This window comes from Marinobacter sp. (assembly GCF_041690455.1).
Classification (GTDB): domain Bacteria; phylum Pseudomonadota; class Gammaproteobacteria; order Pseudomonadales; family Oleiphilaceae; genus Marinobacter.
In genome coordinates this window covers 50,120-73,557 of the sequence record NZ_JAWLHI010000011.1, presented here as the reverse complement: position 1 = coordinate 73,557, position 23,438 = coordinate 50,120, and the positions used below count along the sequence as shown (strand labels likewise).

Annotated in this window: 20 protein-coding genes and 1 pseudogene; 17 read left to right on the top strand and 4 right to left on the bottom strand. The window is 61.3% G+C overall.

Annotated features, from left to right (window positions below; all coding sequences use genetic code 11):
- From ACESMW_RS04295 to ung, 10 genes and pseudogenes are all read left to right on the top strand, one after another.
- Positions 1-243, top strand: a pseudogene (locus tag ACESMW_RS04295) (tRNA (guanosine(37)-N1)-methyltransferase TrmD); the annotation flags it as partial.
- 37 nt (positions 244-280) lie between these two features.
- Complete coding sequence (gene rplS / locus ACESMW_RS04290) at positions 281-637, top strand: 50S ribosomal protein L19 (RefSeq protein WP_092004888.1); 357 nt, start codon at positions 281-283, stop codon at positions 635-637.
- Between the two features lie 75 nt (positions 638-712).
- Entirely contained in the window at positions 713-1,615 is a 903-nt protein-coding gene (xerD, locus tag ACESMW_RS04285) for a site-specific tyrosine recombinase XerD (RefSeq protein WP_372985839.1), read from the top strand.
- 124 nt (positions 1,616-1,739) lie between these two features.
- Positions 1,740-2,483, top strand: coding sequence for a DsbC family protein (locus tag ACESMW_RS04280; protein ID WP_372985838.1), 744 nt, complete (start codon positions 1,740-1,742; stop codon positions 2,481-2,483).
- A gap of 145 nt (positions 2,484-2,628) precedes the next feature.
- Positions 2,629-3,930, top strand: a complete 1,302-nt coding sequence (locus ACESMW_RS04275) for a homoserine dehydrogenase (RefSeq protein ID WP_372985837.1) — start codon at positions 2,629-2,631, stop codon at positions 3,928-3,930.
- 11 nt (positions 3,931-3,941) lie between these two features.
- A complete protein-coding gene (gene thrC / locus ACESMW_RS04270) occupies positions 3,942-5,342 on the top strand; it encodes a threonine synthase (RefSeq protein WP_372985836.1) in 1,401 nt (466 codons plus the stop codon).
- A gap of 6 nt (positions 5,343-5,348) precedes the next feature.
- A complete protein-coding gene (gene recJ, locus ACESMW_RS04265) occupies positions 5,349-7,079 on the top strand; it encodes a single-stranded-DNA-specific exonuclease RecJ (protein ID WP_372985835.1) in 1,731 nt (576 codons plus the stop codon).
- A gap of 142 nt (positions 7,080-7,221) precedes the next feature.
- Positions 7,222-8,317 (top strand): peptide chain release factor 2 gene (gene prfB / locus ACESMW_RS04260; RefSeq protein WP_372985834.1). Its coding sequence is split into 2 segments (ribosomal slippage): positions 7,222-7,293 and positions 7,295-8,317, totalling 1,095 coding nucleotides; the frame shifts between segments, so codons are not numbered across the junction.
- Between the two features lie 57 nt (positions 8,318-8,374).
- The gene (gene lysS, locus ACESMW_RS04255; protein WP_372985833.1) at positions 8,375-9,916 is read left to right on the top strand and encodes a lysine--tRNA ligase; all 1,542 of its coding nucleotides are present in this window, start codon (positions 8,375-8,377) and stop codon (positions 9,914-9,916) included.
- Positions 9,917-10,101: 185 nt separating this feature from the next.
- Entirely contained in the window at positions 10,102-10,848 is a 747-nt protein-coding gene (gene ung, locus ACESMW_RS04250) for a uracil-DNA glycosylase (protein ID WP_372985832.1), read from the top strand.
- Here the strand turns inward: ung and ACESMW_RS04245 are convergent.
- From ACESMW_RS04245 to nadB, 4 genes are read right to left on the bottom strand one after another with little or no spacing between them, the layout of a single operon-like run.
- Entirely contained in the window at positions 10,837-11,832 is a 996-nt protein-coding gene (locus ACESMW_RS04245) for a YgfZ/GcvT domain-containing protein (RefSeq protein ID WP_372985831.1), read from the bottom strand. The two genes, ung and ACESMW_RS04245, sit on opposite strands and share 12 nt — an antisense overlap.
- 19 nt (positions 11,833-11,851) lie before the next feature.
- Positions 11,852-12,313: a hypothetical protein gene (locus tag ACESMW_RS04240; RefSeq protein ID WP_372985830.1), complete on the bottom strand. Its 462-nt coding sequence runs from the start codon at positions 12,311-12,313 to the stop codon at positions 11,852-11,854.
- The gene (locus ACESMW_RS04235; RefSeq protein ID WP_372985829.1) at positions 12,297-12,569 is read right to left on the bottom strand and encodes a succinate dehydrogenase assembly factor 2; all 273 of its coding nucleotides are present in this window, start codon (positions 12,567-12,569) and stop codon (positions 12,297-12,299) included. Before ACESMW_RS04235 ends, ACESMW_RS04240 begins: the two co-directional genes overlap by 17 nt.
- Positions 12,570-12,604: 35 nt before the next feature.
- Complete coding sequence (nadB, locus tag ACESMW_RS04230; RefSeq protein WP_372985828.1) at positions 12,605-14,212, bottom strand: L-aspartate oxidase; 1,608 nt, start codon at positions 14,210-14,212, stop codon at positions 12,605-12,607.
- 132 nt (positions 14,213-14,344) lie between these two features.
- Between nadB and rpoE the strand changes: the two genes are divergently transcribed.
- The 7 genes from rpoE (at position 14,345) to lepA (ending at position 23,432) form a co-directional block, all read left to right on the top strand.
- Complete coding sequence (gene rpoE / locus ACESMW_RS04225) at positions 14,345-15,034, top strand: RNA polymerase sigma factor RpoE (protein ID WP_372985827.1); 690 nt, start codon at positions 14,345-14,347, stop codon at positions 15,032-15,034.
- Between the two features lie 11 nt (positions 15,035-15,045).
- Positions 15,046-15,615: a sigma-E factor negative regulatory protein gene (locus ACESMW_RS04220; protein ID WP_372985826.1), complete on the top strand. Its 570-nt coding sequence runs from the start codon at positions 15,046-15,048 to the stop codon at positions 15,613-15,615.
- Between the two features lie 21 nt (positions 15,616-15,636).
- On the top strand, positions 15,637-16,665 hold the full coding sequence (locus tag ACESMW_RS04215) for a MucB/RseB C-terminal domain-containing protein (RefSeq protein WP_372985825.1): 1,029 nt from the start codon (positions 15,637-15,639) through the stop codon (positions 16,663-16,665).
- Positions 16,662-17,126: a SoxR reducing system RseC family protein gene (locus ACESMW_RS04210; protein WP_372985824.1), complete on the top strand. Its 465-nt coding sequence runs from the start codon at positions 16,662-16,664 to the stop codon at positions 17,124-17,126. Before ACESMW_RS04215 ends, ACESMW_RS04210 begins: the two co-directional genes overlap by 4 nt.
- Before the next feature lie 64 nt (positions 17,127-17,190).
- Positions 17,191-18,669: a DegQ family serine endoprotease gene (locus ACESMW_RS04205; protein ID WP_372985823.1), complete on the top strand. Its 1,479-nt coding sequence runs from the start codon at positions 17,191-17,193 to the stop codon at positions 18,667-18,669.
- Between the two features lie 127 nt (positions 18,670-18,796).
- Positions 18,797-21,523 (top strand): EAL domain-containing protein, encoded by a 2,727-nt coding sequence (locus tag ACESMW_RS04200; RefSeq protein ID WP_372985822.1) that lies wholly within the window; start codon positions 18,797-18,799, stop codon positions 21,521-21,523.
- Positions 21,524-21,629: 106 nt separating this feature from the next.
- Positions 21,630-23,432, top strand: a complete 1,803-nt coding sequence (gene lepA / locus ACESMW_RS04195; protein ID WP_372985821.1) for a translation elongation factor 4 — start codon at positions 21,630-21,632, stop codon at positions 23,430-23,432.
- Positions 23,433-23,438: the final 6 nt, after the last annotated feature.

Genomic DNA, 23,438 nt, shown 5'->3' with positions numbered 1-23,438 from the left:
GATTCTTTTGCTGATGGTTTGCTGGATTGTCCGCACTACACCCGGCCCGAAGTTTACGAAGGTCAGGCGGTGCCGGAAGTTCTTTTGGGCGGTCACCACGAGCAGATCCGGCGTTGGCGGCTCAAGGAGTCGTTAAGGCGAACCCGGGAGCGACGCCCCGACCTGCTGGAGAAGCGGGTGCTTACGGACGAAGAGCGTGAGCTGTTGGAAGAAATTTTGAATGAACCGGGTGTCTCTGAGTGATCAGGGCATTGAGAGATTGGGTATCAGGAGCATTACGATGAGCGGCAAGAACAACATCATCAGTCAAATTGAAGCAGAACAGATGACCAAGGAAATCCCTGCGTTCGCGCCGGGTGACACCGTGGTCGTTCAGGTTCGCGTAACCGAGGGTAACCGTGAGCGTCTGCAGGCGTTCGAAGGCGTGGTTATCGGCAAGCGCAACCGTGGCATGAACTCCTCCTTCACCGTGCGCAAGATTTCCTACGGTGTTGGTGTAGAGCGTACTTTCCAGACCTACTCCAAGCTGATCGACAGCATCAGCGTGAAGCGTCGTGGTGACGTGCGTCAGGCCAAGCTGTACTACCTGCGTGACCTGTCTGGTAAGGCAGCTCGCATCAAGGAAAAGCTGGGCTGATTGACGAATCGTCGAAGGGCCAGTTAAAAAGGCAGCCTCAAGGGGCTGCCTTTTTTGTGCCCGGGAGCCGGTACCGTGAGACCTGACGACGACGCTATCATCCGTCGGTTTACCGACGCCCTCTGGCTGGAAGATGGCCTGGGAGAGAAAACCCGAGAAGCCTATCGGGGGGATCTTGCTCGCCTGGCGCAATGGCTGGAGCAGCAGCCGGGCGCCCCGGTACTCACGGCCGCCAGGCGCACGGATCTGCTGGCCTGGATGGCCCGTGGCCTGGCGGAGGGGGTCAAGACCTCGACTGCAGCAAGGCGGTTGTCCGGGGTGCGACGCTTCTACCGTTTCCTGATGCGGGAGGGGCTGATCGCAGAGGATCCGACCCTGCGGATCGACAGCCCCAGGCTTCCGCGCCGGCTCCCCGACTCCCTGACCGAGGAGGAGGTCGAGGCCCTGCTGTCGGCACCGGATATTTCCATTCCGCTGGAGCTCCGTGACAAGGCCATGCTCGAGATCCTGTACGGATGCGGTTTGCGGGTGTCCGAGCTGACCGGATTGCGGGTGGACCAGGTCAATGTCCGCCAGGGCGTGATTCGGATTACCGGCAAGGGCGACAAGGAACGGCTGGTACCCCTGGGGGAAGAGGCCGTGGACTGGCTGCTCCGTTACATGCGGGAAGGTCGTGCCGAACTGCTCAAGGGGCGGCCCTGTGACGCCCTGTTTCCGGGTAACCGGGCCGCAGCCATGACCCGGCAGACCTTCTGGCACCGTATCCGGCACTATGCTGTGCGGGCCGGCATCCACAAGCACCTGTCACCCCATACCCTGCGCCACGCCTTTGCCACGCACCTGCTGAACCATGGTGCGGATCTCCGCGTGGTCCAGATGCTACTGGGCCATTCAGACCTGTCCACGACCCAGATCTATACCCATGTTGCGCGTCAGCGTCTGCACGCCATGCACCGGGAGCATCACCCCCGGGGCTGAGTCTTGGCGATTCCCGGGTATATGTTATCCTCGCTGAACTTTTGCGCTGGCCCTTTGTCGCAATGAGGGTCAATCCGGTCCGTCAATGCCGTGCGGGCCTAACGCTATCAGACTGGAATCATTTATGTTCGTCACCAAGAGTATCAAGTCATTGGGATTTGCGGCCGGGCTGGTCGCGAGTCTGTTCGTTGCGACCGCAACAGCGGGTGAAGTCGAGGACCGTATTACTGAGCGCCTGGCCACGGCCGTGCCCGGCCTGAAGGTTTCTTCAGTTCGCGAGTCCGAGGCCAAAGGCCTGTACGAGGTGCAGAGCAACAACGGCGAGACCATCTACACAACCGAAGATGGCCAGTACCTGCTGACCGGCGACCTGCTCAAGATCACCGATAACGGTATCGCCAACGTGACGGAGCAGGGCAGGGCTGGTCAGCGTGTGGCGGCAATGGAGAGCTACGGCTCGGAAGGTCTGATCAGTTATCCGGCCAGCGGCGACGAGAAGGCGGTCATCAATGTGTTTACCGACATCGATTGCCCCTATTGCCGCAAGCTGCATGACGAGGTGCCCCAGCTCAACGATTACGGCATTACCGTCAACTACTACGCCTTTCCCCGCTCCGGCCCGGGTACACCGTCCTTCAACAAGTACGTTTCCGTATGGTGTGCCGAGGACCAGCAGGCTGCCATGGACGCCGCCAAGTCCGGCAAGTCGGTTGAGTCTGCCAGTTGTGACAATCCCGTGCTGGAGCAGTATCGGCTTGGTGGTCGTGTCGGGGTAACCGGCACACCGGCCATCCTGCTGGAAGACGGCAACATGGTCCGTGGCTACGTGCCGGCGGACAACCTGGCCAAGGGGCTTGGCCTGCTCTGAGTTCGCGGGCCGGGCACCGATTCCGGCCCCGGCTTGTTTGCACATCACCCGACCGATTCAGGGCTTATTCAGCAGCCCCTGAATCGGTATACTATGCCACTTCATTGCAATCCATCAGCACCCCTTCGGGATCAGAGGTGAGAGTTTGAAAGACGTCAGTGTCGGAATCTGCGGACTGGGAACCGTTGGCGGCGGTACATTCAATGTTTTGACCCGTAACGCCGCGCTTATCGCGGGTCGTGCCGGTTGCAACATCCGAATTACCCGGGTGGCCAGCCGTCGCAGTCGCGACGACCTGGCCCTGGGGGATGTTCCCTTCACCACCGACATTTTCGACGTCGTGAATGACCCGGCGGTGGATATCGTGGTCGAGTTGATCGGTGGCTATGACACCGCCAAGGAGCTGGTGCTCGCAGCCATCCGTAACGGCAAGCATGTGGTAACCGCCAACAAGGCCCTGATCGCCGTGCATGGCAACGAAATCTTCGAGGCGGCGGAAAAGGCCGGTGTCGTGGTTGCCTACGAAGCCGGTGTCGCCGGTGGCATTCCGGTGATCAAGGCGGTCCGGGAGGGGCTGGCTGCCAACCGGATCGACTGGATCGCGGGCATCATCAATGGCACCGGTAACTATATCCTGACCGAAATGCGTGCCGGCCGGGAATTCGGTGAGGTCCTCAAGGAGGCCCAGGACCTGGGTTATGCCGAAGCTGACCCCACCTTCGATGTAGAGGGCATCGATGCTGCCCACAAGCTGACAATTCTGGCTTCCTCCGGGTTTGGCGTACCCCTGCAGTTCGAGAAAGCCTATACCGAGGGCATTTCCTCCATCACCCCGTACGATATTGCCCACGCCGAGCTCCTGGGCTACCGCGTAAAGCATCTGGGCATTGCCCGTCGCCGGGAAGGCGGCATCGAGCTGCGGGTCCATCCCACGCTGGTTCCTCGCAGTCACCTGATTGCCCAGGTTGATGGGGTCCTCAATGCCGTTCTGGTGGATGGTGATGCCGTTGGCCAGACCATGTACTACGGCCCGGGTGCCGGTGATGAGGCAACCGCTTCCGCCGTGATTGCGGATATTGTCGACGTGGCGCGTGCGGTATCCATCGACAGCGCCCTTCGGGTGCCGTATCTCGGCTTCCGCCCGGAGGCCATGGAAGACCTTGGTGTCCTGCCGATGGAGGACATCCAGTCCGCCTATTACCTGCGCATCCAGGCGTTCGACCACCCGGGCGTGCTGGCCAAGATTGCCTCCATCCTGAGCGAGCATGGCATCAACATCGAGTCCATCATGCAGAAGGAGTCGGAGTTCAAGGATGGCCGGATCCCGGTGATCATCCTGACCCACACCGTCCAGGAGCGCCAGATGAACCTGGCGATCGAGGAGATGGAAGCGCTGTCGGATATCGATGGCAAAGTGGTCCGCATCCGCGCCGAAAACTTCAACTGACAGGTACGAAAGTGAGATACATCAGTACACGGGGCGAAGCTCCCGCCCTGGGCTTTGAAGACGTCCTCCTGACCGGTCTGGCCAGCGATGGCGGGCTCTATGTTCCGGAATCCCTTCCACATTTCAGTCTGGAAGAGATCCGCAGCTGGCGTGGACTGTCATACAGCGAGCTGGCGTTCAACGTCATGCACCCGTTTGTGGACGATGCCATCCCGGCGGATGATTTCCGCAAGATGCTGGACGAAACCTACGCCGGTTTCGCCCACCAGGCGGTGGCGCCGCTGGTCCAGCTGGACACCAACGAATGGGTTCTGGAACTGTTCCGGGGTCCGACCCTGGCGTTCAAGGACTTCGCCCTGCAGCTGCTGGGCCGCCTGCTGGATTACGTGCTCGAGAAGCGCAACCAGCACGTGGTGATCATGGGGGCCACCTCCGGTGATACCGGTTCCGCCGCCATCGAAGGCTGCCGCCGTTGCAAGCACGTGGATATCTTCATCCTGCATCCGCACCAGCGGGTTTCCGAGGTGCAGCGCCGGCAGATGACCACGGTGAAGGGTGACAACATCCACAACATCGCGGTGAAGGGCAATTTCGACGATTGCCAGCGCATGGTGAAGGAGAGCTTCGGCGACCAGTCTTTCCTGGGTGGCAAGACCCAGCTGGCGGCGGTGAACTCCATCAACTGGGCGCGGATCATGGCCCAGATCGTGTATTACTTCCAGGCGTCCCTGGCCCTGGGTGGCCCGGACCGCAGCATGGCGTTCTCGGTGCCCACCGGCAACTTCGGCGATATCTTCGCCGGCTACCTGGCAAAGAAGATGGGCCTGCCCATCTCCCAGCTGGTGATTGCCACCAACCGCAACGACATCCTGCATCGCTTCATGAGCGGCAACAAGTACGAGCAGCACAAGCTGGAGCATACCCTGTCGCCGAGCATGGACATCATGGTGTCCAGCAACTTCGAGCGACTGTTGTTTGATTTGCATGGCCGCGATGGTGCGGCGGTGAAGGAACTGCTGGAGAATGCCGCCAAGGGTCCGGTCAGCATTGAAGACTACCGCTGGCGTCACGCCCGCAAACTGTTCGACAGCGACGCGGTGGACGACAAGACTACCTGTGACACCATCCGCGAGATCTATGAGCGCAACGAGTACCTGCTCGATCCGCACACGGCCATCGGTGTCCGTGCCGCCCGCACCTGCCGCCGTGACCCGGCGGTGCCGATGATCACCCTCGGTACCGCGCATCCGGCCAAGTTCCCGGATGCAATTGCCGAATCCGGTCTCAGTGTGAAGCCTGAGCTGCCGGCCCACATGGCCGATCTGTTCGAGCGGGAAGAGCGGTACACGGTACTCGACAACGATGTGGCCAGTGTCCAGGCATTCATTGCCCAGCACTGGAAAAGCGCCTGATCCGGTATGACACCGAAAAAGATCCTGCGTCGCCCCCGGCCGGACACCGCGCCGGCCTGGGGGCAAAACCTGCCTCCCTTGCTGCGTCGCCTCTATGCGGCCCGCGGCGTCACCTCCGATGACCAGCTCAGTTATACCCTGAAACACCTGGCGTCACCCCTGCAGCTGCGTGGCATCGACCGTGCCGTGGAGTTGCTGGCCGAGGCCATCGACCGGCAGCAGAAGGTGCTGGTACTGGGGGATTTCGATGCCGATGGTGCCACCAGTACCGCGGTGGCCATGCTCGGTCTGTCCATGCTCGGGCTCGGCGCCATCGATTTCCGGGTGCCCAGCCGGTTCGCGGATGGTTACGGACTGACACCCGGCATCATTGAGCGACTGAAAGAAGAAGGCGAGTTGCCGGATCTGCTGGTGACCGTCGACAACGGTATCTCGGCTATCGAAGGCGTCAGGGCGGCACGGGACCTGGGTATCCGGGTCGTGGTCACCGATCACCACCTGGCCGGCGAGGTGTTGCCGGACGCGGATGCCATCGTCAATCCCAACCAGCCGGGCTGTCCGTTCCTGAGCAAAAACGCCGCCGGGGTGGGGGTGATGTTCTACGTGCTCACCGCCCTGCGCAAGCACCTGCGGGAGATTGGCAAGCTGCCACAGCCGGAGCCGAACCTGGGCTGCCTGCTCGACCTGGTGGCCCTGGGCACGGTGGCGGACGTGGTGCCGCTGGATCACAACAATCGCATCTTCGTGGAACAGGGCCTGCGCCGGATTCGGCAGGGTGAAGCGAGGCCCGGCATTCTGGCGTTGTTGGAAGTGGCCGGGCGGGACCATGCCCACATCAGCTCCACCGATCTGGGTTTTGTGGTCGGGCCAAGACTCAATGCCGCCGGTCGCCTGGACGACATGAGCGTGGGCATTGCCTGCCTGCTGGTGGACAATCCCGACGAAGCACGGCGCCTGGCCCGTGAGCTGGATACCTTCAACCGGGAGCGCCGCACCATCGAGCGGGACATGAAGAGTCAGGCCCAGGAGTTGCTGGCGTCCATGTCCCTGGATATTGAAGGCCTGCCCTGGGGCCTGGCCCTGTTCGATCGCGACTGGCACCAGGGCGTGATCGGCATCCTGGCCGCCCGGATCCGTGAGCAGACCCATCGGCCCACCATCGCCTTTGCGCCGGATGACGATGGCGAGCATATCAAGGGATCGGCCCGCTCGATTCCGGGCCTGCACATTCGTGATGCCCTGGCGGTGGTGGACGCCCGCCATCCCGGACTACTGAAAAAGTATGGGGGCCACGCCATGGCTGCCGGCATGACCATTGCCAAACAGGATCTGGACGCCTTTAGCGATGCCTTCGACAAGGCCGTGCGAGATGCGCTCACCCCGGAGGACCTGGAGGCGGCCATTATCACCGATGGCCCCTTGGGCGCCGACGAGCTGAACCTGGATACCGCCTACCTGCTGAAGCGGGCCGGGCCCTGGGGGCAGCATTTCCCGGAGCCGGTGTTTGATGGGGAATTCCGCGTGGTGAGCCAGCGTATTGTCGGGGAAAACCACCTGAAACTGGTGCTGCAACCGGAGGACGGTGGCGGGATCATTGATGGCATCGCCTTCAATACCGGGCCGGAAGTGCCGGATTACACCCGCTCGGGGGCGCGAGTGGTGTACAAGCCGGATGCCAACACGTTCCGGGGGCGGACGAATCTGCAGTTGCTGGTCGACTATATCGAGGCCTTGTGAATGAAAATGGGGTCTGACCCTGTTCGGGGTCAGGCCCCGGATTTACCATCGCAATTCCGCGGTACGGCTGATTTACACTCGGAATTCCGGTAGAATTCCGCCTCTGTTTTACACCCCATTTGCCAAAGCGAGAAAGGGTTTCATGGAAATCAATCCCATAGTGACGAAGATCAAAGAGCTTCGCGAGCGCACTGAAGCGCTGAGGGGGTATCTTTGACTACGATCAGCGTAGTGAACGTCTGGTCGAAGTAGAGCGGGAACTCGAACAACCCAGCGTCTGGGACGACCCCGAGCGGGCCCAGGGTCTGGGCAAGGAACGGTCGGATCTGGAGCTGATCGTACACACCATCGACAACCTGACCACCGGCCTGAGCGATGCTGAGAGCCTGCTGGAGATGGCGGTCGAGGAAGACGACGAAGGCACCGTTGACGAGATCCAGTCCGACCTGGATGCGCTCGACGGTGAGCTGCAGAAGCTGGAGTTCCGCCGCATGTTCTCCGGCGAGATGGACGCCAACAACGCCTACCTGGACATTCAGGCCGGCTCTGGTGGTACCGAAGCCCAGGACTGGGCCAACATGCTGCTGCGCATGTATCTGCGCTGGGCCGAGCGCCGTGGTTTCAAGGCGGAGATTGTCGAACTGCAGGAAGGGGAAGTGGCCGGCATCAAGAGTGCCACCGTCCACATCCAGGGCGACTATGCCTACGGCTGGCTGCGCACCGAAACCGGCGTGCACCGCCTGGTGCGCAAATCCCCGTTCGATTCCGGTAACCGTCGCCATACCTCGTTCTCTTCCGTGTTTGTATCGCCGGAAGTGGATGACAGTTTCGAGATCGAGATCAACCCGGCGGATCTGCGGGTGGACGTCTATCGCGCCTCCGGTGCCGGTGGTCAGCACGTAAACCGGACCGAGTCTGCCGTGCGACTGACCCACAACCCGACCGGTATCGTGGTGGCCTGTCAGGCTGGCCGAAGCCAGCACCAGAACAAAGACCAGGCCATGAAGCAGCTGAAAGCCAAGCTGTTCGAGCGTGAGATGCAGCTGCGTAACGCCGAGAAGCAGAAGGCGGAGGATGCCAAGGCCGATATCGGCTGGGGCAGCCAGATCCGTTCCTACGTCCTCGACGACAGCCGGATCAAGGACCTGCGTACCAAGGTGGAAACCAGCAACACCCAGGCGGTTCTGGACGGCGACATCGACAAGTTCATCGAAGCCAGTCTGAAGATGGCGCTGTAACCGGCGCCTCTCGTCCAACCCGATCAACCCGGACAATCCGAATCCTAGTGAGCCAACATGACTGAACACACCCAACACGCCGCACAGCACGAGGACAACAAGCTGATTGCCGAGCGCCGCGCCAAACTGGCTGACATGCGCCGCCAGGGCAATCCGTTCCCCAATGACTTCCGTCGCGATGCCACCGCTGCCGAACTGCAGGAAAAATACGGTGACAAGAGCAAGGAAGAGTTGGAGAAGCTTGATATCAAGGTGGCCATCGCCGGCCGCATGATGCTGGACCGCAAGGCGTTCAAGGTGGTTCAGGATATGACCGGCCGCATCCAGGTGTATGCCACCAAGCATGTCCAGAAGGAAACCAAGCACTGGGATCTGGGTGACATCATCGGTGTCCGGGGCACCCTGTCCAAATCCGGCAAGGGTGACCTGTATGTGACCATGGATGAGTACGTGCTGCTGACCAAGTCCCTGCGGCCGCTGCCGGAGAAGCACAAGGGCCTGACCGACATGGAGGCCCGCTACCGGCATCGCTATGTGGACCTGATGGTCAACGAGGAGACCCGCAAGACCTTCCAGATCCGCACGCGGCTGATCAACAGCATGCGTAACTACTTCAATGCCCGTGGTTTCATGGAAGTGGAAACCCCGATGCTGCAGGTGATTCCCGGTGGCGCCACGGCACGTCCGTTTGTGACCCACCACAACGCCCTGGGCATCGACATGTACATGCGTATCGCGCCGGAACTGTTCCTCAAGCGCCTGGTGGTGGGCGGCTTCGAGCGGGTATTCGAGATCAACCGCAACTTTCGCAATGAGGGCCTGTCCACCCGCCACAATCCCGAGTTCACCATGGTGGAGTTCTACCAGGCGTATGCGGATTACAACGATCTGATGGACCTGACCGAGGATATGCTGCGGCAGATCACCAAGGAGGTCCTCGGCACCACGACCGTGGTCAACACCCGGGAGCTGGCCAACGGTGAAACCGAAACCGTGGAATACGATTTCGGCAAGCCATTCAAGCGCATGACCGTGGTCGAAGCGATCCTGGAGCACAACCCGGACATCCAGGCCGGTCAGCTGGGCGATGAAGCCAGCGCCCGTCGGGTGGCCGATGGACTGGGTATCCAGCTCAAGGACACCTGGGGCCTGGGCAAGGTGCTGGTGGAGATCTTCGAGGCGACGGCCGAGCACCTGCTGGTGCAGCCGACTTTCATCACGGACTACCCGAAGGAAGTCTCGCCGCTGGCCCGCTGCAAGGACAATGATCCTTTCGTCACCGAACGCTTCGAGTTCTTCGTGGGTGGCCGTGAGCTGGCCAACGGCTTCTCCGAGCTCAACGATGCCGAAGACCAGGCCGAACGGTTCCACGCCCAGGTGGCGGAAAAGAACGCCGGGGACGACGAGGCCATGTTCTATGACGAGGACTACGTCATGGCCCTGGAATACGGCCTGCCCCCCACCGCCGGTGAGGGTATCGGCATCGACCGACTGGCCATGCTGCTGACCGATTCGCCGTCCATCCGCGATGTCATCCTGTTCCCGCACATGCGCCCGGAGCACAAGGTCGAGCACCACCAGGCGGAAGTCGAGGAGTAACCGCTTAATCTGGCGGGAGAGCTCCAAGACGGGGTCAGATGAAAGTCTTCATCTGACCCCATTTTCAGCCCGGAACCCGGGGTCAGAAGAACGCTTTCTTCTGACCCCACTTTCACAACTCCGGGGTCTGATGAAAGCTTTCATCTGACCCCAACTTCAACCCAGCGATCACCCAGGAGTCGGCCATGCACCCCGCCCAAACCCTGGCCAGCCAGCTCAAACCCGGACGTGGCTGGGACGACCACCTGACCGGGGAGTTCAGCCAGCCCTACATGCAGCAGCTGGCGGAGTTTCTGGCGGCGGAAGAGCAGGCCGGCAAGGTGATCTACCCGCCCAGTACCCACTGCTTCAATGCCCTCAACAGCACGCCGCTCGACAAGGTGGAAGTAGTGATCCTCGGCCAGGATCCGTACCACGGCCCCGGTCAGGCCCACGGCCTGTGTTTCTCCGTGCGACCGGAGGTTCCGGTTCCGCCCTCGCTGGTCAATATCTTCAAGGAAATCCGGGATGATCTGGGCATCGAACCACCGGACCATGGCTGCCTTCAGCCCTGGGCCGAGCGCGGGGTGTTGTTGCTGAACAGCGTTCTGACGGTATTGCAGGGTCAGGCCGGTGCCCATCAGGGCAAAGGCTGGGAGACCTTTACCGACAAGGTGATTGAAACCGTCAATCGGGAGCGTGAAGGCGTGGTGTTCCTGCTCTGGGGTAGTTACGCCCGAAAAAAGGGCCAGCACATCGATCGCAACCGGCACCTGGTACTGGAGGGCCCGCATCCGTCGCCCCTCAGTGCCTATCGGGGCTTCTTCGGCTGTAAACACTTCTCCCGGGCCAACGAATGGCTCCAGGGCAACGGGCAGCCGGCCATCGACTGGTCGCTGCCCGCCAAAGCGGACCTGATTGCCCGTTATCGGAAGCCGGTGTCAGCCGGCTGAAGACTCCTGATCATCCCCTTGCTCACGCTCCGGAACGGCATAGGGCAGGGGCAGGGCAGTCAGGCTGTTGCCGTCTGCCGTCAGCGGTTGGTCCGCGGCATCGTGGCGAATCACCGCCAGCAACTCCACCGAGCCATCGTTGAACGGCACCTGGTTGACGACCGTGCCGACGGTCCGCTCGCCCATTCTGACATCCGCGCCGGGTGTAACGTCGCCGGAACTGCGGAACCGGAACAGGCTTTTTTTCAGCTGCCCGAGGAAGTGCATGCGGGCGATGACTTCCTGACCGGTGTAGCAGCCTTTCTTGAAATGGATCCCGCCCAGGTGCTGGAGGTTGAGCATCTGCGGCACAAACGCCTCCCAGCCTGCCTCGTCGAGGGCCGGAACGCCGGCTGCAATCTCGGTCGCGTGCCAGTCTGCCAGTGACAGCCGCGGGGCGTCCCCGAAATCCGGAGACTCACCGGAGGTCTGCCAGAGTTCGTACCTTTCAAGACCGCGTTCGTCGGATTCAACCCGGATCAGGAGACCCGACTCGAGCCCCAGAGCATCGCCCGCAGCCTGAAGCCCGGAAACGTCCCCGCCAACGGCTGCACGTGCCGTTTCCTGCCCGAGGATGCCCCAGATCACGCCCCGGTCCAGGGTTTCCATGGCGGTGCCCCGGAACAGCATCAGGTATTTACGCAGCTGGGTCAGAGTCTGCTCCGCCAGTGTCGTCGGGAGGTCCAGAACAACGCTGTCCCCGTCCCGCGCCAGGCGCGTCAGGCAATAGGCGCGCCCCTTTGGGCTGCTGGCGGCTGCGCGCAGGGCCCGGTCACCGGTGACCTCCTCGAGGTGCTGGCTGAACTGGCCCTGGAGGAACTTGTCGGTTCCGGGGCCGGAGACCCGTACCAGGATCCGGTCAGTGAGTCTGACGTAGCCCCGGTCGGGTAGCGGCAGGCTGGCGGTTTCTGGTTGTATGGGAGCAGCAGTATCCGTGTCGGTCATGGAAACTCCGGGTCGTGTATCAGTTGGATGGCTGCGACTGGCCCAGGCGCAGCCACTGGCGCAACCTGCGGAACTGGTCCGGGCAGACGTTGCCACCATGCCATGGCTCAGGGGCCAGGAGAATAAGATAGTACGCCCCTAATCTGGAGCCTGTCGGGCGAAGTTTCAAGAGTGTCAGCATCGGGCCTAGCCGGCTGCTGCGGCAGGGCTGGACCGGAATGGCCTCCCGCCCGGCAAATATCGCCTGCAGCTGCCCGGCTTCCAGCGCCAGCCCGGTAACCGAGCGTTCGCCGCGAAGCAGGCCAAAGCGGCGAAAGTGCAGGATCGCACCGGCGCCGGCTACGGGGACGAGGGCCAGCAGCCAGGGCCGGCTCTCGGCGGCTGCGGTCAGGACGAAGGCAAGCAGTGCCAGCCAGGGCAGGGTCGCAATCAGGCCGGCACTGACAGAGGGGGTAAGCCGGAGATCAATCCGGCTGGACACGGTTCAGGATCATGTCGACGATGCGCTGGAGATCCGGGTCTTCCGGTCGGCTGCGCTGCATGAACCACTCGAACATGTCGGTGTCCTCGCAGCTGAGCAGTTTCTGGTAGCGGGCCTGGTCTTCCGGATCAAGGTCGCGGTAGACCTCTTCCACGAAAGGAACCAGGAGTACATCAAGCTCCAGCATGCCGCGGCGGCTGTGCCACCAGAGGCGCTTGAACTCGGGATTGTCGGGCACGTTGGGGGTATCGGACATAATGGTATCGCCAGTTTTCCAGAGAAATTGAAGGGTCAGGGGGCCTGGGTCCGGTAGGTGGTCGGAACCAGTACCGTATCGCGCGCTTCGTTGAGCAGTCCCGGGTAGTCAAGGGTGTAGTGCAGTCCCCGGCTTTCCCGGCGCTGCAGTGCCGAACAGATGATCAGGTCGGCTACGGTGACCAGGTTACGCAGTTCCAGCAGGTCATTGGAGACCCGGTAGTTGCTGTAGAACTCACTGATTTCCCGGTCCAGCAGGTCGACCCGGTGCTTGGCGCGCTGGAGTCGTTTGGTGGTTCTCACAATGCCGACATAGTCCCACATGAAGTGGCGCAGTTCGTCCCAGTTGTGGGAGATGACAACGTCCTCATCGGAGTCCCGGACCTGGCTCTCGTCCCACTCCGGGGCGTCCGGAGGCGGCGGGATATCCGATTCCCGGCGGGCAATGTCGGCGGCTGCAGCCCGGCCATAGACCAGGCATTCCAGCAGGGAGTTGCTGGCCATACGGTTGGCGCCGTGCAGGCCGGTAAAAGCGGCTTCACCGACCGCATAGAGCTGGTTGATGTCGGTGCGGGCCCTTTCGTCACTGATGATGCCGCCGCAGGTATAGTGGGCGGCGGGAACCACCGGGATCGGTTCTTTGGTGATGTCGATGCCAAAGCCCAGACACTTCTCGTAGATGGTCGGGAAGTGGTGTTTGATGAAATCCGCCGGCTTGTGGCTGATGTCCAGGTAAACGTGGTCCACACCCAGGCGCTTCATCTCGTGGTCGATGGCCCGGGCAACAATGTCCCGGGGCGCCAGTTCGGCACGTTCGTCAAACCGGTCCATGAAGCGGGTGCCATCCGGCAGCTTCAGCAATCCACCCTCGCCGCGAACCGCCTCGGTGATCAGGAACGATTTGGCGTGCGGATGATAAAGGCAGGTTGGGTGGAACTGGTTGAATTCCATGTTGGCGACGCGACAACCTGCCCGCCAGGCCATGGCAATACCATCCCCGGAGGCACCATCGGGGTTGGTGGTATAGCGGTAGGCCTTCGAGGCACCTCCGGTGGCGATGACGGTGAACCGGGCCCGGAAGAGTTCCACGTGGTTATCTTCCAGGTTGAGAATATAGGCCCCCACGCAGCGGTTGCCCGGTAGCGCCAGTTTCCGGTTGGTGATCAGGTCCACTGCCACCCGATTCGACATCAGGTGAATGTTGGAGCGGGCCTGCGCCTGGGAGGTCAGGGTGGTAGACACTGCGTGGCCGGTGGCATCGGCGGCATGGATGATTCGCCGGTGACTGTGGCCGCCCTCGCGGGTCAGGTGATAGTGCTCGCTGTCATCCTCCCGGGTAAAATCCACCCCGGACTCGATCAGCCAGTCGATGCTGTCCTTGCTATTTTCCACGGTGAACCGAACGGCATCGTCATGGCAAAGGCCGGCGCCCGCCGCCAGGGTGTCCTGGATGTGGTTCTCTACCGAATCCTTGTCATCGAGCACCGCCGCAATGCCGCCCTGGGCCCATAGTGTGGCGCCACTGCTGATGTCTGCCTTGCTGATGACCCCGATGTTCAGGTGGTCGGGCAGGTTCAGGGCAACGGTAAGACCGGCAGCACCACTGCCGATTATGAGAACATCGTATTCGTAGGACTGTGGCATTGGATCGGTATCGCGGGCCATAATGTGGACGTGTATTGAACTAAACTTTACGCCTGCTGTCTATTTGGCCTGACGGCGCGCCCCTCTGGAGCGTGCGCCCAAAATGGACAAAACGGACGCCGGACAGCAGTGATGACTCAAGCAAATCTCGCAACGGCCGAAAAGCTGGCCGCAACATCAGGGAAAACCGGCAAACCGTCCATGACGCCTGAACAGAATCAGACACAGGGTGACCATTCCGACAGCCAGACGGACCTCCAGCTCGTGCGTAAGGTCCGCAACGGCGATCGGGCGGCTTTCGACCTGCTGGTTGTCAAATACCAGACCCGCGTGGCCTCAATCATCAGCCGGTATGTCTACGATTCCCAGGAAGTGATGGACCTGACCCAGGAAACGTTCGTCAAGGCCTATCGCGCAATCGACCGGTTTCGTGGGGACAGCGCGTTTTACACCTGGCTCTATCGGATAGCGGTCAACACCGCCAAGAATTACCTGGAGTCCCGGGGCCGGCGCCCGCAGGCCAGTGCCGATGTCTCCGACGCCGAAAATTTTGATGACGGTATCCGGCTCAGGGATCCCGCTTCTCCGGAACGGCTGTTGCAGCGGGAGCAGTTGCAGGAGGAGTTGTCCCGTGCCATCGCAGATCTGCCGGAAGAGCTGCGCTCGGCCTTCCTGTTGCGCGAGTACGATGGTCTCAGTTACGAAGACATCGCCAAAATTCTTGAATGTCCGATCGGAACCGTCCGTTCCCGTATTTTCCGGGCCCGGGATGCCGTGGATCGGCACCTTGGTCCATTGCTCAATCACACAGAGACAACTTGAGGTTGCATCCGATGGATGATCGTCTCAGAGAAACCCTGTCGGCCATGATGGATGACGAAGCGGATGAGCTATCGGTACGCCGCCTGTTGTCCCATCATGACCAGGCCAGGGTACGCGACCAGTGGCAGCGCTGGCAGCAGGTCCGGGATCTGATGCACAGTGGTCACACCCCGGCGGAGGGAGTTGATGTCAGCGCCAACGTTCGGGCGGCACTCGATGGCCGCTCGGGAATGGCCCGTCACCGGGCATCGGCAAAGGGTGCTTCGCCGTCTTCACGCTGGCGCTGGCCGGCGGTGGCAATGGTGGCGGTGGCGCTGGTCGTGGGCTTCGGAGCTGGCGCTGGCTGGGACTCCCGGGAAGGATCTGCAACTGCCGGTGCTCCGGAAATCGCTGCGCAGGCAGTTCCTGAAAGTGATGTAGCTGCTGCCCCGGTCCGTGAAGTAACCCTGCAGGGTCTGGATGAAGAACAGTGGGAGCAGATGAGCCAGTACCTGCTGGAGCACGCCCAGCACAACAGTGTCGGGGCGGGTCGCGGTGCGGTCGGTTACGCCCGGGTCGTCAGTGCCGGCAATGGATACTGATATCTTGGAGTGCGAATGCGCATGAACAGGTTGTCCTCACGCTTGAGAGCTTCTGCCGTTCCGGCCTTGCTGCTGGTGCTTCTCGCCCTGACAGTTCCGGGTCTGGCGGTTGCCGACGATGACAGGAGTGAGGTGAATCAATGGCTGGAGCGCCTGGCACCGGCCCTCAATATGACGTCCTACCGGGGTGTTTTTGTCTACGCCCGTGGCGACCAGGTGCATTCCATGCAGATTGCTCACCGCTACCGTGACGGCGTCGTCGAGGAACGTCTGGTGATGCAGGACGGAGGCAGCGGCGAGATTGTGCGGCGTGGTGTCAATGTGGTCTGTGTGCTGCCGGACCGGGGACGGATCCGGCTGGATCAGGTCATTCCGTCGGGCCCCTTCGCGGAGGCATTTACCAGCCAGCTGATGCCGGTCAGTCGTTGGTACAGTGCCGAGATGGTGGGCGAGGACCGGGTTGCTGGCTATGAGGCGGTCGAGATCGCACTGAGATCCCGGGACGAGTACCGGTACAGCCACCGTTTATGGCTGGAGAGAACAACCGGCTTGCTGGTGAAAAGTCATGTCCGAACCTTGTCCGGAGACGTGATGGAGCAGTTCCAGTTCACCAGTCTGGAGATTACCGAAAATATTCCGGACGAGGAATTCGAGATCCGGACCGAAGGCCGGGAGATATCCCGAAGTCTGGCTACTGATGACGGGGGTGCCGAGGCCTCACCGGTCTCCAGAATGAATGGCTGGGAACTGGGGTGGCGTCCCGATGGTTTTGCTCCCGCAGCGGCTCCCCGTGCCGGTCGTGGGCAGGTTGTCGCGTTCTCTGATGGTCTGGCAGCGTTCTCGGTGTTTGTCGAGCCGGCTGGCCGTCTGAACATGCCCAAGGGAGCCTCCCGCATAGGTGCCACAACCATCTACATGCATGCGCTTGAGTCCGGAGGGCGCGAATTTCTGGTGACCGTGGTGGGTGAAGTCCCGCCGGCAACGGCCCGGAGGGTCGCCGAGTCGGTCCGGGTTCAGGACACCCTGGCGCTTGAGGGTAATGGCTCGTGATTACCGAAACCGGCAAGGTGATCGCGATCAAGGGCGATCATGCCTGGGTGCAGACCATTAGATCCAGTGCCTGTCAGAGTTGCTCAGCCCGGAGTGGCTGTGGCCAGAGGGCGCTGGCTTCGGTAACCGGCGGCCGGGCCAACCAGGTCCTGGTCGCCAACAGCATCAGTGCCAGAGTTGGCGATGAAGTGACCATTGGTATCGAGGAACAGGCCCTGCTGGGTGCCTCCATGCTGGTTTACGCCGTTCCGCTTGTTGCCATGGTGCTGGCAACCATCGCCGGACACAATCTGTCAGGGGGCAGCGATGGTGGCGCCATGCTGGGTGCGGCCGCCGGCCTCGCCGGTGGCTTTCTCCTGGCCCGACTGTTGCCAGGCCGTCGTGGTGGCTATGAGCCGACGCTTCTGCGGCGCAATCCGGGTTGTGGCCCGAACCTGTCCATAAATCCTACCGATTTGTAAGTTGAAAACGCTTCTACGGGCCTCAAAACTAACCTTATCAGTTGTTAATAAAAGGGGGTTCAACATGCCGAGAGAGATAACAGTGGCCACCCGTACCTTGCCCGCGTTCCGGATCGACAGGGTGCTGAGTGCCCTGCTGATGATGTCCGTCATGGTGATGGTGTTCTGGAGTCAGGGCGTTGCAGCCCGCAGCCTCCCGGATTTCACCGGGCTGGTGGAGGAAAACTCCGGTGCCGTGGTCAACATCAGTACCACCACCGAGCCGAAGGGTGGCAACACCGGTTTCGGCGGCATGCCCTTTGATGAGCGTCAGCTGGAACAGATGCCTGAATTCTTCCAGCACTTTTTCCGCGGCCCCCAGTCGCCTTTCGGTGGCTCGCCCGGTGGCGCCCAGCCCCGGCGGTCCATGGGCTCGGGCTTTATCGTGTCCAGTGACGGTTATGTGCTGACCAACAATCATGTGGTCGAGGGTGCCGATGAAATTGTCGTTCGCCTGAATGATCGCCGCGAGTTGCCGGCCAAACTGGTGGGCACCGATCCGCGCTCCGATATGGCCGTGCTGAAAATCGAGGACGGTGACGACCTGCCTGTGGTCAAGGTTGGAAAATCCCGGGATCTGAAAGTCGGGGAATGGGTGTTCGCCATCGGCTCGCCGTTCGGTTTTGACTACACCGTGACAGCCGGCATTGTCAGCGCACTGGGGCGTTCCCTGCCCAGTGAAAACTATGTTCCGTTCATCCAGACCGACGTTGCCATCAACCCGGGTAACTCCGGCGGGCCACTGTTCAACATGGATGGTGAGGTTGTCGGTATCAACTCCCAGATCTATACCCGCTCCGGTGGCTTCATGGGCGTTTCCTTCGCCATCCCCATTGACGATGCCATGAATGTGTTCCGGCAGATCCGTGACAAGGGCATGGTGTCCCGTGGTTGGCTCGGCGTCCTGATCCAGGAGGTCAATCGTGATCTGGCCGAATCCTTTGGTCTGAAGCGGCCCCGCGGCGCGTTGGTTGCCGAAGTGATGGAGGGTTCGCCAGCCGAGGAGGCAGGCCTGCAGTCCGGTGATATCGTGCTCGAGTATGATGGCGATGAAGTCCAGTTCTCCTCGGACCTGCCGCCCATGGTTGGCCGCACTCCGGTGGGCGAGACCGCTCGCCTGACCGTCCTTCGTGGCGGTGAAGAGGTGACCCTGGAAGTGGAAATCGGTCAGCTGCCGGATGAAGCTCAGGCACAGAGCCAGGCGCCGGCGGGCAACAACGGTGGGTCCTCTTCAGCGCCCCTGGGCATGACTATTGAACCGCTGCCTGCGGAACTGGCCGACTCGCTCGGTGTCCCGGGCGGTGTGGTGGTCACCGATATCGGCCGCGGACCCGCGTTCGAAGCGGGGATTCGTCCCAAGGATGTGATCACCGAGATCAACCGCCGGGAGATACGCTCGGTTGCCGACTTCCGGGAGGTGGTGGCATCCCTGCCGGAGGGTCGGGCCGTCTCGGTGCGGATCGTACGTCAGGGCCGGGCACTGTATCTGGTGATGAAGCCCTGATTCAGCGATGCTAAAACCGTAAAAGGCAGTCAGAAAGCCCCCGGGCCGGTCGGAGCGACAGGCCCGGGGGCTTTTGCTATACTCGCGCGAACCGATAACAAAGAGGCCATGGACCGGACCGGGACCAATGATGAACAAGAAGGAACTTCCCCTCCGCAGACTGCTGGAATTCCGCAATGCCTGGGTTGCCTGGCTTGTCTTTGCAGTTGGCATCGCCGTAACCATTGTCCTTTGGCAGGTCTCCATCCGTCTGGTCGAGGATCGTACCGAAGCGCGGTTCCGGACCCAGTCGCTTCAGCTCAAGACAGCTATCGAGGAACGTCTGCTCAATTACGAGCAGGTTCTGGCAGGCAGTGCCGGACTCTTTGCCGTAGCCGGCGACGTCTCCCGGGACCACTGGCGAGAATACGTCGACAAGGTTGATATCAATCGCTATTACCCCGGAATCCAGGGCATCGGTTATGTCCGGCGCATCGGGGTAAGGCAGATGGCCGATCACATCGCCTCGGTCAGGGCCCAAGGCGTTCATAATTACCTGGTGACCCCGCTGGGTGCCGGCCCCTATTACTATCCCATGGTTTACCTGGAACCGGGCACCGAGAGGAACCGTCGGGCGCTCGGTTATGACGCGTTCAGCGATCCCAAACACCGGCAAGCCATGGAACAGGCCAGGGACGAGGCTGAACCCACGGTCACGCCCAAGGTGGTACTGGTGCAGGAGGAGGTGGCCGAGGATCAGGCCAGCTTCCTGATGTACTATCCGGTCTATCAGGGCGGTACCATTCCCGATAACCGCGCCGAGCGACGAATGATGCTCGCGGGCTATGTCTTCAGCGCTTTCCGCATGAATAACCTGCTCGACGGCATTGTCGGGCTGATTGCACCTTTCCTTGATGTCAGGATCTATGACAACGGTATCATCAGCCGGGACGCGGTGATGTACGGCTCGAACCTGGGCTCCCTGGATAACGAGTTCAGTTTCGAGATGAGCCAGACCATCACCCACGGTGGCCGTGACTGGCTGCTGCAGACCCGTTCCACACCCGCCTTCGATTACCTGGCCTCCGACCCGAGGCCGCCCATCGTCCTGGGCAGTGGTGTGGTCATCAGTGTTCTGCTGTTCCTGTTCGTGCTGGCCCTGGTCCGTTCCCGCCTGATGGCCCAGATCACCGCCGGCCGTTACCGGGCCATTACCGAGGGTGCCGCCAATGTAACTCTGGTGATGGACCGCAATGGCCAGCCCCGGTACGCCAGCCCCTCCAGTCTCGACATCCTTGGGTTCGAGCCGGAGAAAGTGCCTGGATTGGCGTTCGAGGACCTGGTTCACAGTGATGACTGGCCTCAGCTCCAGCGCGGGTTTGAAGAATCGATGAAGTCGCCGGGCAAGCAGATGCCGGTCATCCGGGCCCGCATCAGGGATGCCGGTGGCCAATGGCGGGACATGGAAGGCACCTACACCGCCATGTTGTCGGTGCCGGGGGTCAACGGTGTGGTACTCAGCCTTCGCGACCTTACGCAGCTCAAGGCGGCGCAATCGGAACTGCATCGACTGGCGTTCTACGATCCACTCACCGGCCTGGCCAACCGCCAGCTGTTCCGGGATCGTCTCAACCATGTGGTTCGCCGGTGTCGTCGCAGCGGAGACTCGGCAGCCCTGATGTTCCTGGATCTCGACGGTTTCAAGCGTATCAACGATACCCTCGGCCATGACGCCGGCGACGAGTTGCTGCGCCAGGTCGCCTATTGGTTGGAAGGGTGTGTCCGCGAGGAAGATTCGGTCGCCCGGCTGGGCGGTGACGAGTTCGTGGTGCTGCTGTCCCGGATCAGTGGCCCGGATGCCGCAGGCAAGGTGGCGGATACCATTCTGCGCCGGTTGTGCCAGCGGGTCAGGCTCAATGACCACGAAGTGGGTGTGACCGTCAGTATCGGCATTACCATGGTGCCCCAGGACAGCGAGGATTCCGGCACGCTGATGAAGTACGCGGACCTGGCGATGTACCGGGCCAAGGAAGTCGGTCGGAACACCTACCAGTTCTTCACCCCGGCGATGAATATCCAGGCCGCCCGGCGGCTATTGCAGCAGGAAGAGTTGGCGACCGCGCTGGATGAGGATCGCTTTGTCCTGCACTACCAGCCCAAGGTGGACCTGACCACCGAGCGGGTTATCGGGGTTGAAGCCTTCCTGCGCTGGCATCATCCCGAGAAAGGCCTGGTCTCGGCCCAGCAGTTTATCGGGCTTGCCGAGGAAACCGGGCTGATCGTCCGACTGGGCGAGCAGGCGCTGCGGCAGGCCTGTATCCAGGTGCAGGCCCTTGAGCGGGCTGGTTTCGAATCCCTGAAAATGGCGGTGAACCTCTCGGTGCGACAGCTGACCGACAACGGTTTTCTGGACATGGTTCGCCAGGTGATCACCGAAACCGGGGTCTCGCCGGAGCGCCTGGAACTGGAGATGCCGGCGGAATTGCTGAACGAGGATCCGCGCATGCTGAGGGAGTTGCTGGTCGCACTCAATGACCTCGGTGTCTGTCTGATTCTCGACGATTTCGGCACCGGCTCCTGTTCGCTGGTGGCGTTGCAGCAGCTGCCGCTGGACGTGATCAAGATTGACCATCGCTTCATTCGCGACATTCCCTACAACGTCAGCGCCACCGATGTCGCCTCCGCCGTTATCGCGCTGGCCCGCAAGCTGCACCTGACGGTGGTGGCCGAGGGCGTGGAAACGCTCCAGCAATTGAGCTTCCTGAAAACCGCCGGTTGTGCCCAGTGCCAGGGCAACCTGTTCAGTTATCCGCTGGACGAGGATGCCCTGATCGGCTTCCTGATTCGCCAGTATGAGAAACCGCTGATTTCCTGATCATGGCAATGGCCGGCGGTAACCGGTAAAATCACGCCGTTCCCGGATCCCGGTAGCGGCCCCTCCGGGCTCAATCCTTCGTCTTAAATATGAGTATTCATTTTCTGTGACTGAACTGAGCCGAATCCGTAACTTTTCCATCATCGCCCACATCGACCACGGTAAATCCACCCTCGCTGATCGTTTTATCCAGATCTGTGGCGGCCTGACGGACCGTGAGATGGCCGAGCAGGTCCTGGATTCCATGGACCTGGAACGGGAGCGCGGGATCACCATCAAGGCCCAGAGTGTCACGCTCAACTACAAGGCCCGGGATGGTGAGACCTACAAACTGAATTTCATCGACACTCCGGGCCACGTGGATTTCTCCTACGAGGTGTCCCGCTCCCTGTACGCCTGTGAAGGTGCGCTGCTGGTGGTGGATGCCGGGCAGGGCGTGGAAGCCCAGTCCGTGGCCAACTGCTACACCGCCATCGAGCAGGGGCTTGAGGTGGTACCGGTCCTGAACAAGATGGACCTGCCCCAGGCCGAGCCGGACCGGGTAGCCGCCGAGATCGAGGACATCATCGGCATCGAGGCATCCGACGCCGTGCGCTGCAGTGCCAAGAGCGGCATGGGCGTGGAGGATGTGCTGGAAGACCTGATTCGCAAGATTCCACCGCCCAAGGGTGACCGCAGCGCGCCTTTGCAGGCGCTGATCATTGATTCGTGGTTTGATAATTACCTTGGCGTGGTATCCCTGGTGCGCGTTACCGAGGGTACCCTGCGCAAGGGCGACAAGATCGTGATCAAGTCCACCGGCAAGGCCTGGAATGCCGACAAGGTGGGGATTTTCAATCCCAAGCCGACGGATACCGACATACTCGAGGCAGGTGACGTAGGGTTTGTGGTTGCCGGCATCAAGGATATCCATGGCGCGCCGGTGGGCGACACCATCGTGCACCAGAAGTTCGCGGCAGAGACCCCGATGCTGCCCGGTTTCAAGAAGGTCAAGCCGCAGGTCTACGCCGGCCTGTTCCCGGTCAGCGCGGACGACTACGACGACTTCCGTGACGCCCTGGAAAAGCTGACGCTGAACGATGCCTCCCTGTTTTTCGAGCCGGAGAACTCCGACGCCCTCGGTTTCGGGTTCCGTTGTGGCTTCCTGGGCATGCTGCACATGGAGATCATCCAGGAGCGGCTCGAGCGCGAGTATGACCTGGATCTGATCACCACCGCGCCGACGGTGATTTATGAAGTGGTGACCAAGCAGGGTGAGACCCTGTCGGTGGACAACCCCTCAAGGCTTCCGGATATTGGCTCCATCGAGGAGATGCGTGAGCCCATCGTGGAGGCCAATATCCTGGTGCCACAGGAGCACCTGGGTAACGTCATCGCCCTGTGCGAGGAGAAACGCGGCATACAGAAGAACATGCACTTCATGTCCACCCAGGTGCAGCTCACCTACGAGTTGCCCATGGCGGAAGTGGTGATGGACTTCTTTGACCGGATCAAGTCGGCCAGTCGCGGTTTTGCCTCTCTGGATTACCACTTTGTGCGCTTCCAGCCGGCGAACCTGGTACGCCTGGACGTGCTGATCAATGGCGAGCGAGTGGATGCCCTCGCGCTGATCGTTCACAAGGAGCAGGCGCACTACAAGGGCCGGCAGCTGATCGACAAGATGAAAGAGCTGATTCCCCGGCAGATGTTTGATATCGCCATCCAGGCGGCCATTGGCACCCATGTGGTGGCCCGGGTGACCGTCAAGGCTCTGCGCAAGAACGTGACCGCCAAGTGTTACGGGGGTGACGTCAGCCGTAAGAAGAAACTGCTGCAGAAGCAGAAAGAAGGTAAAAAGCGTATGAAGCAGCTGGGTAATGTCGAGGTGCCTCAGGAAGCGTTTCTTGCCGTGTTGAAAGTGGACAAATAACAGAAG